Consider the following 14,649-nt stretch of genomic DNA (forward strand, 5'->3'; position numbering starts at 1 on the left):
TTCATATATTTTGAATAGTTGTCAGTATGATGTGTGCACGCCGGAGCCATAACGCTCCCTGAAATCAAAGCAACAAAAGGAGGAATCCATGGCGCTTAATCCTGTACGATGGTTCGAGATATATGTTCAAGACATGAATCGAGCCAAAAAATTTTATGAGGCTGTCTTTGAAGTCAAGCTTGAAAGACTCAATACTGGAGAACCTGAATATTACAGCTTTCCGATGCATATGAATGAGGAAGGTTCGTCTGGCGCATTGGTCAAAATGGACGATGGCAAGTCCGGAGGAAACAGTATAATTATATATTTTGCTTGTGAAGATTGCTCAGTGGAAGAAAGTCGTGTTGAAAAAAATGGAGGAAAGGTTAAAGAATCAAAAATGTCCATCGGAGAATATGGGCATATTTCCTTGGTATACGATACGGAAGGAAATTTAATTGGCTTGCATTCAATGCAATAGTCAATCATCACATGATCAATGCATGGTTGTGGCTCACAATTCACCGGTCACAACCATGACATGACGTTTCATCACGATTCAAGCCCAGTCCATCGGAACGCATTGACTTCAATGCTCTTACAGACCTTTTTGAGAAGTCGTATTGCCCGCCCGTGGACATTGATTGGAGTTATATAATGAACACCATGCAAAAAATTGCGCCCTGCTTGTGGTTTGATCATCAAGCGCAAGAGGCTGCTGAATTTTACACATCCATTTTCAAAAATTCAAAAATCATGAGCGTGACCCGATACGGTGAAGCGGGACATGAGATCCACGGCAGAGCGGCGGGATCTGTCATGACCGTGGAGTTTGAACTCAGCGGCCAACATTTTACCGCGCTCAATGGTGGCCCGATGTTCCGATTCAACGAGGCCATTTCGTTTCAGATCAAGTGCGAGACGCAGGAGGAAGTGGATTATTTTTGGGAAAAGCTGACCGCGAACGGTGACGATACTGCGCAACAATGCGGCTGGCTCAAGGATCAGTACGGAGTTTCGTGGCAGGTTGTGCCCATTGTCATGTTTGAAATGCTGGGTGACGGCACTTCTGAAAAATCCCAAAGAGCCATGGAGGCTATGCTTCAGATGAAGAAGCTCGAGATTGACACGCTCAAGCGAGCTTATGATGGAGTTTTTTGACGGACACGATCGGATTGGACCAGGGGGCATGAACAATGCGTAGGTCAGGATTGATTTCCGCGAACACGTCATGACGAGCGGATTTTCTGCGTAAGGGAAATCCGACTTGAACGCTCCGCGCTCTTCTACACACGACCATCGTGATGACCAGATACATCTTCCTGAGCATCGAGAAACGCAGGACTGACGACCCAAGAACCCTTGGCCTGCTATTCCATCATTGTTGCGAAGAGGCCGAGGACTGCACTCTCGTCAAGGCGCTGTGCCAAATCCTAGGCATTACCCTGGAAAACCTGAAGAAACTTGGCGACAACCAGAGCCAGGCTGAACGCATACTGCTTGAGGGTTTTCAAGAAGGAATGCGTAGTTTGGGGCACGATTTCGACTATATTTTCAATGAACAAAGGTTGTTAGCTGTTAATGGCTAACCCCGAAAGTCGAGTAAGTCTCTCATGGATAGCCGGCCAATCAGACCGGTTCCGTTTCCTCGCGATTTACCAAAACCACCATTTTTCCGTGTTCAGTACAAAAGCGGCCAGTGCCAGGTTGGTCACTGCGTGGGCCAGGACGCATTGCGCCAGGCTCCTGGTTCTGTAGAGCAGCCAGGAATAGGCCATGCCGGCCATGATTCCGGCGAGGATGAAATGGTGGGCCAAGCCGAAGAGCACTGCGCTGGCCAGAAACGAAATCCAGGTGAACGTGCCGAGCGGAACCTTGGCGAATTCGGGGTTGATGACGTAGCGCAAGATGAAGGATCGCCAGAAGATTTCCTCCATGATCGGGACGATGAGCACGGCGCTGCCGATGCGGATGCCGGTCATGGCCAGGCGCAGGTTCGGGTTCGAAAAGACGCCGGGATTGAAGCCCGGAGGTTCGCTCAGCGCTCCGAAGGTCCAGTCCATGTTGATCCATAACACAAAGACCGCAAGGCCCAGCGCGATGCTCCCCAAAGTCTGGCCGCGTCTCTTCAGATCGGCCCAGCACAGTTCCGTGTAGGCCCGTCGACACAGGAAGAGCGCGATGACGGCGACCAGAGGCCTGAGCGGGTAAAGCAGGGCGAAGGTCGATTCCTGGATGCTGATCCAGGCTTTGCCGTCCATGAAACGCAATCCTTCCTCAAGGCCGATGATGACCATGAAAAGGGCAAAAGGCACTATGCGCGGCCAAGCTTTGTCGTTCATTGGTTGGCTGTTAAGCTAAATGTGTGCCTGTATGCAACGTTCCGTTGTGAGTTGAAAACGATTTTGCTGCTGTTTGTCGAATCTGATGGTTGTATTGCAGCGTTTCATTGGGGCAAACGTTGGTCGAAAGCTGGAAAGTAAAACAACTCGTTGTCGGATTATCTTACATTGTTTGGCGTGTGTTTACAATAAGATGAATGATTAAAGGGTAGTGCATATTGGCATTTTTCCTGCTTGAAGAGATTTATAGCCAAGGGGCGTCACAGAGAAAAACAACCGGAGGGACTGATTATGAAATCGCTTGTCAAGGGCAGTCTTTGCACAACAGTGCTGATGTTTTTATTGGCTTCGCCGTCATGGGCAAGTGTTTGGTTGCCGGAACCTGTCTTTCCCAATGCGATCCCGTACGACGAATATTATTCCTACTCAACAAGCATATTGAAGCAACTTTATCCTGGCTATTCGATCTATCCATCAAATCAAGGTTCGCTTAAAGATGAACTCAAAATCTGGTGGGGTGACAGTGAGAGTGCTGAAAAGGCTGCTGGAGATAATGTAAACATCAGGGGTGGATATAGTTTTCCTGATCCTTTGGCATTTCCAAATGATGGTTCGACTACGGAATTTAACACTGATTTGAATATTAGTTGGGTCGTTTCCGTGGATTTGTTGTATAATTTTCTTCAAAGCGAATTCGAGGGATCAAATATACCTGTTTTCGCATTCGATATTAATCAGATAGGAAACCAGCCAAACATGCTTGGCAACGGATACGTTGCGATCACCGATGAATTTGGAACTATTTTTCCTTATGCGCCTGACGCATTCGGGCTTGCAGAATGGGCCTTCGACGGTCTCAACAATGGTGAGTTTGATGAAGAGGCTCTTGTTGAAGTTCCGAACACGAAGACTGTGGAATTCATGGGTACGGAATACTCGTTCGATACAACCGGAACAAACAATGTGGACTTTCTCGTATATGCCCCAACGATGGACCTGTCCCAGTTTATTGGTCAGGGCCTATTCTTCACGGCTACATTCCAGTATCAGCTTTTGAGCGATGGTTTTGAGGATTTCTTCATCCTGGGTTATAGAAGCGACAATCCTCCTCCGCCTCCAGTCCCTGAACCGGCCACCGTGGCCCTGCTCGGATTCGGCATGGTCGCCCTGGCGTTCGCGGGCGGCAAGCTGCGCAAATAGAATATACCGTCCTTGACGCGAAAGAGACTCGGAGTATCGAAGAGATGCTCCGAGTTTTTTTATGTATCCATTTGATAATCAACAAGAATATTCGCTTGGTCTTGAAGTGGGAGCCTTTTTTTCGGGCGTAATCAACGTTCAGGGTAACTTTGGAGTTAGGGGAATTGCTCGTGTGTAAATTTAAACTGGAAGAATGTCGGAGCAGTTTACATTTTTTTGAGTTCCAATTGATATATTTTTATACAAATATCTGAAATAATGTCTCAAAATATTGGCATGGACCATGCTAATAACCTGTCACCACAAGACAGTTATTTTAACATTGGGAGGATTACCATGAGGAAGAATCTACTTGTAACATGTCTTTTAGCTGTGGCGTTTTTTTTCACGGCGACATTGGCCTCTGCTGCCTTGGTGACTCAGTGGGCGTATACCAATGACGCTATTTTTGTTGATTGGCTTAACGATGAGGCCAACCAGGACGAAATGGGTGTGAGTGCTGATTTGAGGACCCTGTACTGGGGCGTGCCATCCACCGTCCCCGGGAGTAATCCAGGTCAATTTCAGAGCTCACTTGAGCTTATCGCTCCTGTATCCGGTATCGACCTGATGACCGGAATTCCTTTGGAGACTTATGGACCGTCTGTAGATGTTGTTTCAATTGTACATCATAACTACATTCTTAGTTCAGACTACCCAACTCTTGCATATGGAAAGGTCGCGGCCAGCATTCAGTTTACGCCTTTCATACCTGCCGGACCCGTACAGCCTGTGGACACAGCATTTTTGGAGTTTCTGTTCTTTGAAACTCCGAACAATGATGTAACGCCAATGGATATTTTTATCCTCACCGACCCAGGCCTGACACAAGGCTCTTTTATCTATGAAGAATATAAGTATACTTTCGAGTTCAACAGTGAGGGTTTTGGCCTGCTGGAAGGCGCTTACCATGATTACGTAGCAGCCATATATGGAGAAGGAGAATATTTTGGATGGCTCGCAACTGAAGACGGCCAAAATTCGGCTCAGTTCAACCTGCGTATAATGGCCTCGCCTGTTCCGGAACCTGCCACCATGCTTCTTCTGGGCGCTGGCCTGCTTGGCCTTGGCATCGCGGTACGCCGCAACAAGAAGAACTGATCAATCGTCATAACAGTATGAAGGCCGGGGAGCAGATGCTTCCCGGCCTTTTTGTATGCCATGAGATCGTCCCTGCCTGGACGCAACGGCCGGTCATTCGATCACAAAGTCTTCCGCCTCCCGCCGAAGGGTGCGGTGCCGGATTCCCGGGCCGTAGCCTGTGCGAAAGAGCATGACCGGACCCTGATTTTCAAAGTCCACGTTTCCGAACAGATCCTTCAAATCCTGCCAGACCCGCTCCAGTGATTTTTGGTGCCTTTCGGAAAAACTTGTCGGCCCTTCCCAGATCCAGCGCAGCCGGAAGAGGGTGAGTGCGGTCATGGGCTGCATCTGTAGGCCATGGTGCTCCAATGCCAGCCAGATGCGTTGCAGGGCCTGACCGCCGCGCAGAAAGTCTCCTGGTTCCAATCCATCGACCACGACCATTCCGGCAGCCCCGCTGGCCAGGATGCCCTGGGCCGAGTGCAGGGCCACCAACCGACCCAGTCCCAGGGCGTTGGCGACGCGCATTGCGGGCCACGGTTTGGTCAGGCGCAGGAATGCCTCTCCGGGCAATCCGGCCTCCAGGTTCTTGAGGGGCAGGCCATCGCGGCGTTGCCGTGCTTCCTGGTCGTTGAAACGGATCATGGAGGTGAAATGCTCGTGCAGGCCCTGGTGCTCGGTGCGGATTCTGTCGGCCAGGTAGATCACCTTGGCGAGTTTCCTGAGCTGAGCGCGACCGGTGAGCAGATGCAATCCGGCTTCGGGAATGTCCGCGATGCGGGCCTTGAGATCTGCCTGCACCCAGTCCGGCAGGGGGCGCTTGTCGTAGGGACGTCGGTTGGTGCAGCGCGTCCAGATGTGCCGGGCCAGCGGTTCCGGTGCCTGATCGCCCGGCTGTATGCGCGCTGTGCCCATCAGGTTTTCCTGCGCGGCATCAGGCAGGATCTGCGTGCTTGCATAGAGGCCCATGCTTGCGGCGGCGATGCGGATATTCTCCAGTGCCGCTCCGCAGGCGATGATGGAGGCGATCTGGCGGACGTTGAAAAACGACATGTCGGTTTCCGGATTGAGGAAAACGTGGATGTCATTGCCCGTCAGGCGAAATCTCCAGGGCTGGGCATTGTCCCCGGAGGGAGCTTGAATTGCGGCCTGCAGCAGATAGGTGCCGACATCCTGGGGCAGGGAGTCAAAATGTGAGACGCTGACCACGGGTTGGTCCGGAATGCGCACCCGGCCCGTGTCAGTGGCCTTGATCAGTACGTTTTGCACGTACCAGAGTTTGGCGCGCTGGCTGAAGGTGCGGTTGCCCCGGCTCAGGCGCCCTTTACGGAGCACCTGCCGGAAGGGGTCGAACTGCAGGAAGCAGGGCGCGGGCTTGAGTCCCGGCTTGCCAAGAATGATGCGCACGGCCTCGGTGGCGGCAAGGGACGAGCACAACTGGCAGGCGATGTTCAGGGACGGGCCTTTGCCACCCTTGAGATCCACCCTGGACAGGTCCATGTATCCGATATGTGTGGGCCTTGGGGCCAGCCCCATGGCGAAACGCAGATATTTCTGTTCCTCCGGCAGTTCCCCGCCCACATCGAAATAGTCGTCAAAGCCCATGCCGTGCGGGGTGAAGACCAGGAGGGCCGAGCTGTATCCCAGCGGCCCGGCCGTGATCACGGGCACGCCCATGGAGCGGGCCATGTTGAACAGGCTGCGGCGGATTTCGAACTGAAAGAAGTCCAGTCCGTCCAGGACCACGTCCACGCCTGTTAGAAAGGCTTCCATGTTGTCTGCGGTCAGTCCCGAGGGATAGGGCGTGATGTCCAGGAACGGATTGATGCCGTGCGCCTCGTCGATCATGACCTCAAGTTTGGGGCGGCCGAAGGATGGCACCCTGGCCCCGTACTGGCGGTTCACGTTGACCGGTTCGTACTGGTCGAAGTCGGCCAGGTTGAAACGGCCGATTCCGGTGCGCACCAGATTGATCAAATGCACTCCGCCCACGCCGCCCATGCCCGGAATGGCGACCCTGGCCTCGGCCAGTCGCTCCTGCTCGCCCGGTGAAAACAGCCCGATGTTGCGGGAAAAGGCTTCCTCGCGATAGGCTTCCTCGCTGGAAATTCCGAGGGCCTGCAAGGTTGCCAGGTGTTCATCTCGTTTCATGCTTGATCCTCTTTTTCCTTAAGGAGATGCCCCCTGGCCCCGGGGCGTCTCCGGCGTGTTTGCTGCCCGGCTTGTTCCTGCCGTGTCATTCGCTCTTGCCGTCAAAGGAAAGCATGGCCGCCGGCAGAACGATCAGGTCGCCTACCACGGCCGTGATCATGATCACGGCGCTCAGACCCCCGAAGCTCATGGTGGGCACGAAGCTGCTGAAGAGAAGCACGCCGAAGCCGATGACCAGGATCAGCGATGAAGCGCAGATGGCCGTACCTTTTTCCAGGATGGCTCGTTGCAGAGCCTCCCGCATGGGCAGGCTCTCGGCGCGCTTTCGGTTGTACTCGGTCAGGAAATGGATGGTGTCGTCCACGGCGATGCCTAGGGCGACCACGGAGATCAGGGCCGTGGAGGTGTTCAGGGGGATGCCGAGCAGACCCATGATCCCGAAGTTGATGATGATCGGAAACGCGTTCGGGATCAGGCTTAGGGCCCCTGCGACAAACGAGCGCAGGGCCAGGAACATGATGAACGTGATCACGGTGGCGGCCAGGGCCAGACTTTCCACCTGTCCCCGGACCAGGGCGTCGATGGTGTTCACGTCCTGTACGGCCCGGCCGGTGACCCGGATTTGCAAGCCGTCGTGTTCGTGTTGGTCGATGAAGGCGCGCAGGGCGTGTATGAGTTCGGCCTGGCCCGCGGAGCTGTGCTCGGAGATGCGGATCAGGATGCGGGCCTGATCGTATTCCGAGGTGATGAATTCATCCATGTCGTCGGAGTCGTAGAGCAGCAGGTACTGGGACACCAGTTCCCGGCTTTCAGGGATGACGTAGAAATCCGGATCCTCGTTGTGAAAGGACATGTTCATGTCCTTCAGGAAGTCCACGAAGGACATGGTGCGGTCGACACCCGGCAGCGTCAGGGCGAAGGTTTGCAGCCTGTCGATCACGGCCAGCTTGGCCGGGTCGCGCAAGGCGTCCCGCTCGCCGGCCTTGACGGAAATGTCCACCGTGCCGACCCCGCTCAGCCGGGGTTCGATGTAGGAAAGCTCCTGGCGCAGGGGACTTGAAGGCTTGAAGTACTCCAGCAGATTGGTCTCGACCCGGATCGTCGAGGCTGCCCACAAAGCGCCCAGGATCAGGATCGTGATGAAGATGGTTATGGGACGGGCGTGGGTCTGCACCACCGTGGAGAGGCGGCCCAGAAAGGCGCCCATGCCGATGTCCTTGCGCTGGTGGGTGTATATGGTGTCCGGCCTGCACATGAGCATGAGCGGGGGCAACAGCATGAAGGAAAACAGGAATTCGAAAATCATGCCCAGCGAAGCCACGTAACCGAATTCCTTGATCGGAGGGATGTCGCTTACGGCCAGGGAGGCGAAACCCACGGCCGTGGTCAGGCTGGTCAGAAAGCAGGGGGTTATGACCCGGTGCAGAATGTGTTCCATGGCTTTGGCGGGAGATCGGACCTGACCCAGCAGCTTTTTGTCCAAATGGGCGAAGATGTGCACCGAATCTGCCAATGCAAGAGCCATGACGAGCGGCGGGACGATGGTGGTCACGTTGTTCAGCGTAATGCCGAGCAGGGGGAAGCATCCCATGGTCGTCCCCGTGCATACGGAGATGTTGGCCAGGGCCAGCAGGGTCAGGCGCACGTTGCGGAAAAAGAGCCAGATGGTCAGGGTGATGAATAGGTAGGTCACCGGGATGAACACGGCCACATCCGACTTCATGTACTGGCTGAGGCTGAAGTTGGTCATGGTCCAGCCGGCCAGATGAAACCGGCCGGCAAGCTCTTCATGTTTGGCGAGCACTGTTTCGGTCTGTTTGATGAGCCTCTTGCGAAAGCTTCCGTCCCCGGCCTCGTGCGCCGTGGGAAAGACCACCAAAGCCGTGGTTTCCCCGTCGGCAGAAACGAGGTTGCCGACATAGAGCGGGTTGCCCAGCGCCTGTTCCCGCAGGGCGGCCATTCCCGGAGCGTCTTCGGGGATGCGCTCCAGAAATGGGCGAACTTCGAAATATTCCTCTTCGCCGTGGATGTAGTCCACATTGGCCAGGCTTTGCACCTCCCGGACTTCGGGGATGGTTTCGAGTTCCTGCGTGAGGGCCGCGATCATGCGTAAGACGGGGGACGTGAACAGCTCGGGACTTGAAAAGGCGATCACGAAGAATTCGTCTTCTCCGAAGGTGTCCTTGATGCTTTGGTAAAAGGCGACGTCCGGATCGCCCTCAACGGTGAAATAATCCACATTGTCTACGGTCTGGATGCGTGGGAGCTGGATCAGGAACGGGGCGGCCAGGCACAGGGACAACACGAGGCAGAGTATGGGGAATCGGGTGACCAGGCTGGCTATGTGCTTCATGGATGATCCGTGCGCATGCTGGATGCGGGAATGCTTTTGAGGAATGGATAGAGCCGCGTCAGATGCTCCATTTGGGGCACGGACAGATTTGCGATGATTTCCTGCCGGGTGTTGAAAAAGAACCGTGCGTCCTCTTCGCTCATGGGAGGCCTTTTGTCATAGAACGTCCACCCGTTGTTCAATTCCACCAAGGTGCTTTTCATTTTGTAGAAGAACTCATGGATATTGTCATCCACGTCAAAGTCCTTGTATTTTTCCGATGCCTTGTCTTCAATATGTTCCATGTTGATGCGCAAGGCGACTGCCGGAGCGCCAACTCCCGGGTAAAAACGCTCTTCTCCGAAATCTTCAAACAGGAACATTGTCTTGTAAAAATTGACATGCTTCGGGTTGACCATGATGCATATGTCGTCAATGTTGTTCATCATTGAGTATTCAAACATCGTCTTTGACAGGAAGACCATGAGATTGCACCAGCGTGTCTCCCTGGGCGTTGCCAAGGCCGAGAGCTCGGTGATCTTTCTGCCCTGGGAACGCAGCGCATCAAGTTCAGGCCGATACAGGGCGTCCATGGGCAGGCCGAAGAGCTCGCTGTCGAAGATCTGGGTCAATGTGGATATTACAGTGACATAGGTTCTGAAAATGAAGGCGCACGTCGTCGGCAGGAGATTGTAGACGCTAAGGTGCATGCCCGAGGGATGTGGCTGCTTGATGTATCCCGAGGCGAGGTACTCTCTGTAGACGAGGGCGAAGGACTGAGACCACTCGTCGCGGGTTTCCGCGATCTTGATGTTCGGTCGGTCAATTTCATCGAGTTTGGCTCTCAGCATGGCGGAGCGACGGAGTCTGACGGATCTTCGGCGATCCTGACGCGTGTTTTCGGAGAGATCGGTCATGGGTTCTCCATGTTCGCGAGCACGAAAGAAAAGAGAAAAAGCCGACGCGGTTCGCGTCATGGCCCTGGCTGCGAAAAAGCGGCTCGTCTGGTGTTATGGTCCTCCTGTCGGCGTCTCTTGAAGAGACGTAAATGTTCGTTGCATATGCCATGCCTGAACCCGTCTTGAGAGATTCAGATCCGCAGGCCCGGGTATGAGTTTCGGAGCAGGATTTTGCATTCCAGGGACAGATCCCGCAGGTCGATGGTGTCGGACAGGATGTGATTGAGCAGACTGGTATCCAGGGGGTTCGGGCGGGACCGGGGCAGGCTTCGGCCTTCGAGAATGTCGGTGATCCGGCCGCAGAGCGCGATGCGTTGGGACAGATAATGGGCATCGATTGCGTTTCGGTACGAGGTCATGAGCCCCTTGCTGTCGAGCCGCCTCCTGACGGCGGCGACATCCGCGCGAAGCGCCACGGCGGGGGCATTGACCCGGGCATAGTGCTTTTCCTCCCCGAAGATCTCGAGCTCGCAGAGCCTCTTGTAAATGGGGACATGTTTCGGATTGACCATCACGCAGACGTCATCGACATCCAAAAACACGCAATACAGGAAAAGCAGTCTGGTGAAGTTCTGAATGCCGCTTCGCGAGAACCTCTGTGTGTTTGAGGCCAGCGAGCATACTTCCGTCACATTTCGGCCTTGTCTGCGCAGATAATCCAGTTCCACGCGGTACAATTCGTCCATTGGCAGGCCAAATTGCTTGGAGTCGGGAACCAGCGTTGCTGTGGATATTATTGTATTTTCCGATTTTGCCAAAAGAACTGTCGTTCTTGGGAGTAAATGAAATTTTGTAAATAATATTTCTTTGCTATTTTCCTTTGAATATCCAGCATTTACATATTTGTGATACATAAGATTGTATGATTCAAGAAGCTCGCTTGCGTATTCAGCTATCTTGAATACGTAATCGATATCCTTTTCTCTGTGGATATATTTTTGTTCATGACCTAGTGTGCTTGCGATGTTGATCCATCGATGCTTTGATAATTTCATTGTATATCCATGTATTTTTTTTGAATCTTGATCGTAAGAGCGGCGCTATTTCTGGTTCAGTTAAACACAGAATAGCGCCGTTTTTTTTCGGCGATTATATCCGTTGCAATCTTTTTAGTTGAGTGGACTGCGTGTCATCGATGATCTGGATGCGGGTGAAGTGTGATTTTTCTAAAAATAATATTTTATTTTACAAAATATCTGATCGTTGTCCCTGTAGCGTCCGAACAAGGTATCTTCCGGGCCTGTAAAGACGTTTGCTCCCAGGGTCAGCTCAAGATTTTCATAATAGCTGAGGATGGCCTCCGGTGTCAGGAATGAGCCTCCATCGCTCAAATCCAGGGCGTAGCGCAGCCTCAACATCACGTTTCCTCGCCAGAACTCGCGATTGATTTCGCCGTTGAGATAAAAATTGTCGCGTCGAAGGAGCAGTATGCGGGACTCGTACTCAAAGACGTGCTGATGCGAGAGCTGTACGTTCGCGTACCAGTCCTGTTCGCCCAGATAATCCATCCCGAGGGCATAATGGAGCACCGGTTTGGCCACGGAATCGAGGGACGCAGTGTGTATGGATTGTTTGTCGAAATATGCACCCTCGCCCCGAAATCCGAATTTGTCGGCCGTTGTTTCGAATTCCACGGCCCAGATATTTTGCCGGTGGTAGTCGGCGTGCAGGGTCGGACCCGCCGGATTGGTCGGGTCAAAGCGCAGACGGGGCGATTTTTCGATGGCGTGCAGGTAGCTCAGCGCCACGTCCCAGCCCGCCAGGGAAGTGGAGGCGCGCAGGCCCAGGTCGGAGTTGTCCAGACCCTTGCCGGGTTTGGATTCATCGATCCTGAGGTCGGTCGGCTGGGCGCCCAGGAGGGCCCAGGTGGTTCCGGAGAAGTCGAATTCGTTTTCCTCGAAAAAGGGAATGAAGATGCCTTCCAGGGTGAAGTCGCCGGGGAACAGGCGGATTCTGGCCATCCAGTTGGGAATCTTGCGGTCTTCCAGTTCCGGGACGAAGAATTCCCGCATATCCTGCGGGTTGACGTTGTCCGCCGGACTGATCTGGTCCGTCTTTCCCCATCGCACGATCTGTCTGCCCAGGCGCAGGTCCCAGCCCGGAGTGGCGTGGGAGATGTAGCCTTCGTACAGATCCAGGTCATAGTCGTCCGTTGAATGTTCGGGGCCGAACCAGAGGTAGTCGGACTGCAGTGAGGCCAAAATAAAGGTGCTTGATGCGCCGGGGACGGCCGCAGGGTCGTTGCCGGGCAGAGGCGGAGTCCATTTTCCTTCGAGCCTGACCGTGTTGCGGAAGTTGCGCGCCTGCTCGGGGGCGCCCGATTCATGCAGTTCCTGCGCTATTTTTGCCAGGAGGAACCCCGAAAAGTTGAGCCGCCCCCAGGGCGAAGGCTCTTCCTGGTCCTCGCTTGGGGCTGTGGATTCTCCGAAGATGAGGGTTTTATTCTCGGCACTGCCGACTGTGTCCGCCAGGGCCACGGTATACGCCGGGTGAATCTTTTGGATGTCGGGCCTGACGACTTGCGGTGGCGGAGTGGGATGAGTGGGCTTTTGGGGTGGCGCTGCCGGATTCATCGGGGCCAGGCTGACCACGATTTTGTGGGCTGCGTTTTCCGTGCCGGAGGCGGGCGTGTCGATGCGGTGTGTCACGTCTTGTTTCAAGTCCAGGACCACGCGCGCGGTTGTCGGGTTGAACTGGGCCGCGCGAACGCGCAGAACCAATGGGTGCTGCACGGGCATGTTGGTGGCCGGTTCAAGGAGTCTTGCCTCGGTGATGTCGATCACCAGGCGTTTGGAATCTTCCAGGACAAAAGAGTGCACGTTTCGAGGAGCGGCGGACAGGGTGATGACCAGGGTTTGCGATGCATCTTTCGGGCTCGGATCAAAAGTGGAAACCAAGACAGGCTCATTTGCAAGGGCTGGAAAAGGGAGCAGGAGCGACAGGAGCAGCAGGATGGCGTGCAGAAAATTTGGTAAGCGCGATTCAGGTTGTCGTTTCATATATTTGTAAAGAGATGGCGGACTTTTTTGTCGAAATTTCATACTTTTTAAATCTCCACGAAATGCAATTGAATACGTTCGTGATTTTTTTAGAAATGAATTCACTGCAAAAATTCGTCATCCCCTCGAAGAATGTGCTCCATGTTTTTTAGATGTACGAAAAGGATGGATTTCAACCGTCGAGTGGATGACACTCATGTTATTTCGATACTTTTTAGCAGTGTCTTGAGAAATAAATAATCATAATTCTTATTGTATAAAGTCGATAAATTTGAACTTTATTTATGTATTACCAGCGCTCAAGAGACTGTTGTGTGAATGTGCTATCCGATATCCCGGTGTTGTATTGAATGCCTTGAGTTTCCATGATTGTCTTATGACCGGAATGGAGATCTTCCATGACCACTTTGGTCTCTGTCCAGATGTCCTGTATGTTTTCCAGTTGGAGCACGAGGTAGCGTTTGGTCGGATTGTCGCCGCCAGTGAAAAAATCCACCCGTAACGGCAGGAGCATATCCTGGGCCACCCAGGTCCGGACCATGCTGTACTGCGAGTCCGTGCCGGCCTTGGGGCGGCTCTCCATGATCCAACACTGTACGTTGTTCAGTGATTCGTCGCCGGCGATGACGTGGTCGGAGTCGTCAACGGGTCTGCGCTCCATGTCCTCGTAGGTGAAGTCGGTATTCACGAAGCTGCGTCCCTTCTGGCCCGCCACGATGCGTCGCGTTCTGTTCAGGGCGGGCAGATAGAGGAACTGGGCCGTCCCTCCCTGTCCGTCCTCGACGGCCAGAAAGCCTGTGCCCTGGATATCCGCAGGGGATATGAACCGGAGCAAGGTGGATCGTGCGCCGTTTTTTTCCAGAACGGAAATGTTCAGCTGGCGGACGCGCTTTTGTCCCGAGGCCGGAGCGAGTTCCATGGTTTGCCGGGAGACGGAGTCGTCACCCACGTAGCGGTCATGGACCAGCTGGGCCAGTTCCCGGCCCGAAGGCTGGGCGTGGGCCGGAAGCGCCGGGTTGGCAAAGCCCCAGAGCAGGATCGAGCAGACAAGGAAACATTTCGGGAACAGGGTGCGGATATGCATGATCGACACTCACGGATTTTTGATTGTTTGAGGCCGCCACCTCCATCTCCCATGTTTTTTCAGGGATATTGTCCGAAGTGTCAATGATATGTTGGAAGAGATAAAAAAAAGTGATGCAACAGTATTGATCAAGGGATGTGCTGCGAATTATTTCGGATAATTTTGATTAAGTGTAAATTTTTTCGACAGTAAGTCGAGATATTTTTAACACTTGAAGACGGTTTTGGTTTGAGCTGTTGCGCAGCTAATGAAGATAGAAATGGAAATTTGATGTCTGTTACATGTTGATGCAACACTTCTGCTGCGCGCAACACTTTTGCGTGTTCACGCGCTTCTGTCGAGGCCTCTTTTTATTCCTTATCATTTTGAATTAATGTAATAATTAAAATTTGAACAGGTTTTTCTCCTCCGGGCATTGAACTTGCTCTAGGGGGGCGACGGGCGTGATGAGCGTCTGTCGGCCCTGCCTCTGATGAGGCGG

Annotated in this window: 13 protein-coding genes; 6 read left to right on the forward strand and 7 right to left on the reverse strand. The window is 53.5% G+C overall.

Going from position 1 to position 14,649, the window contains the following annotated elements:
* Nucleotides 1–88: 88 nt before the first annotated feature.
* The 3 genes from BMZ40_RS02580 to BMZ40_RS02590 all read left to right on the forward strand — a co-directional run bounded on the left by BMZ40_RS02580 (nucleotide 89) and on the right by BMZ40_RS02590 (nucleotide 1,568).
* Nucleotides 89–460 carry a VOC family protein gene (locus BMZ40_RS02580; protein WP_092372572.1) on the forward strand — a complete coding sequence of 124 codons (372 nt, stop codon included), beginning with the start codon at nucleotides 89–91 and terminating at the stop codon, nucleotides 458–460.
* Nucleotides 461–636: 176 nt separating this feature from the next.
* Complete coding sequence (locus BMZ40_RS02585) at nucleotides 637–1,140, forward strand: VOC family protein (RefSeq protein ID WP_092372573.1); 504 nt, start codon at nucleotides 637–639, stop codon at nucleotides 1,138–1,140.
* A gap of 143 nt (nucleotides 1,141–1,283) precedes the next feature.
* Nucleotides 1,284–1,568, forward strand: coding sequence for a hypothetical protein (locus BMZ40_RS02590; RefSeq protein WP_092372574.1), 285 nt, complete (start codon nucleotides 1,284–1,286; stop codon nucleotides 1,566–1,568).
* A 66-nt stretch (nucleotides 1,569–1,634) separates the two neighbouring features.
* Here BMZ40_RS02590 and BMZ40_RS02595 read toward each other — a convergent pair whose 3' ends face one another.
* Nucleotides 1,635–2,321, reverse strand: a complete 687-nt coding sequence (locus tag BMZ40_RS02595; protein ID WP_092372575.1) for a CAAX prenyl protease-related protein — start codon at nucleotides 2,319–2,321, stop codon at nucleotides 1,635–1,637.
* Between the two features lie 291 nt (nucleotides 2,322–2,612).
* Between BMZ40_RS02595 and BMZ40_RS02600 the strand changes: the two genes are divergently transcribed.
* A complete protein-coding gene (locus tag BMZ40_RS02600; protein WP_092372576.1) occupies nucleotides 2,613–3,521 on the forward strand; it encodes a PEP-CTERM sorting domain-containing protein in 909 nt (302 codons plus the stop codon).
* Nucleotides 3,522–3,857: 336 nt separating this feature from the next.
* Nucleotides 3,858–4,661, forward strand: a complete 804-nt coding sequence (locus tag BMZ40_RS02605; protein ID WP_092372577.1) for a THxN family PEP-CTERM protein — start codon at nucleotides 3,858–3,860, stop codon at nucleotides 4,659–4,661.
* A gap of 93 nt (nucleotides 4,662–4,754) precedes the next feature.
* On the opposite strand, the gene BMZ40_RS02610 is transcribed toward BMZ40_RS02605, so the two are convergent.
* The 5 genes from BMZ40_RS02610 to BMZ40_RS02630 form a co-directional block, all read right to left on the reverse strand.
* Nucleotides 4,755–6,794, reverse strand: coding sequence for a ThiF family adenylyltransferase (locus BMZ40_RS02610; protein ID WP_092372578.1), 2,040 nt, complete (start codon nucleotides 6,792–6,794; stop codon nucleotides 4,755–4,757).
* 85 nt (nucleotides 6,795–6,879) lie between these two features.
* Nucleotides 6,880–9,147 carry an efflux RND transporter permease subunit gene (locus BMZ40_RS02615; protein ID WP_092372579.1) on the reverse strand — a complete coding sequence of 756 codons (2,268 nt, stop codon included), beginning with the start codon at nucleotides 9,145–9,147 and terminating at the stop codon, nucleotides 6,880–6,882.
* Entirely contained in the window at nucleotides 9,144–10,043 is a 900-nt protein-coding gene (locus BMZ40_RS02620; protein ID WP_092372580.1) for an N-acyl amino acid synthase FeeM domain-containing protein, read from the reverse strand. Before BMZ40_RS02620 ends, BMZ40_RS02615 begins: the two co-directional genes overlap by 4 nt.
* 173 nt (nucleotides 10,044–10,216) lie before the next feature.
* Entirely contained in the window at nucleotides 10,217–11,080 is an 864-nt protein-coding gene (locus BMZ40_RS20145) for an N-acyl amino acid synthase FeeM domain-containing protein (protein WP_425429350.1), read from the reverse strand.
* Nucleotides 11,081–11,251: 171 nt separating this feature from the next.
* On the reverse strand, nucleotides 11,252–12,982 hold the full coding sequence (locus BMZ40_RS02630) for an AMIN domain-containing protein (RefSeq protein WP_177192985.1): 1,731 nt from the start codon (nucleotides 12,980–12,982) through the stop codon (nucleotides 11,252–11,254).
* On the opposite strand from BMZ40_RS02630, the gene BMZ40_RS19435 reads away from it, so the two are divergent.
* Complete coding sequence (locus BMZ40_RS19435) at nucleotides 12,946–13,236, forward strand: hypothetical protein (protein ID WP_177192986.1); 291 nt, start codon at nucleotides 12,946–12,948, stop codon at nucleotides 13,234–13,236. The genes BMZ40_RS02630 and BMZ40_RS19435 overlap by 37 nt on opposite strands.
* A 137-nt stretch (nucleotides 13,237–13,373) precedes the next feature.
* Here BMZ40_RS19435 and BMZ40_RS02635 read toward each other — a convergent pair whose 3' ends face one another.
* A complete protein-coding gene (locus tag BMZ40_RS02635; protein WP_143075515.1) occupies nucleotides 13,374–14,168 on the reverse strand; it encodes an outer membrane lipoprotein-sorting protein in 795 nt (264 codons plus the stop codon).
* Nucleotides 14,169–14,649 lie beyond the last annotated feature (481 nt).

It is taken from the genome of Desulfomicrobium apsheronum, from assembly GCF_900114115.1.
GTDB classification, from domain to species: Bacteria; Desulfobacterota; Desulfovibrionia; order Desulfovibrionales; family Desulfomicrobiaceae; genus Desulfomicrobium; species Desulfomicrobium apsheronum.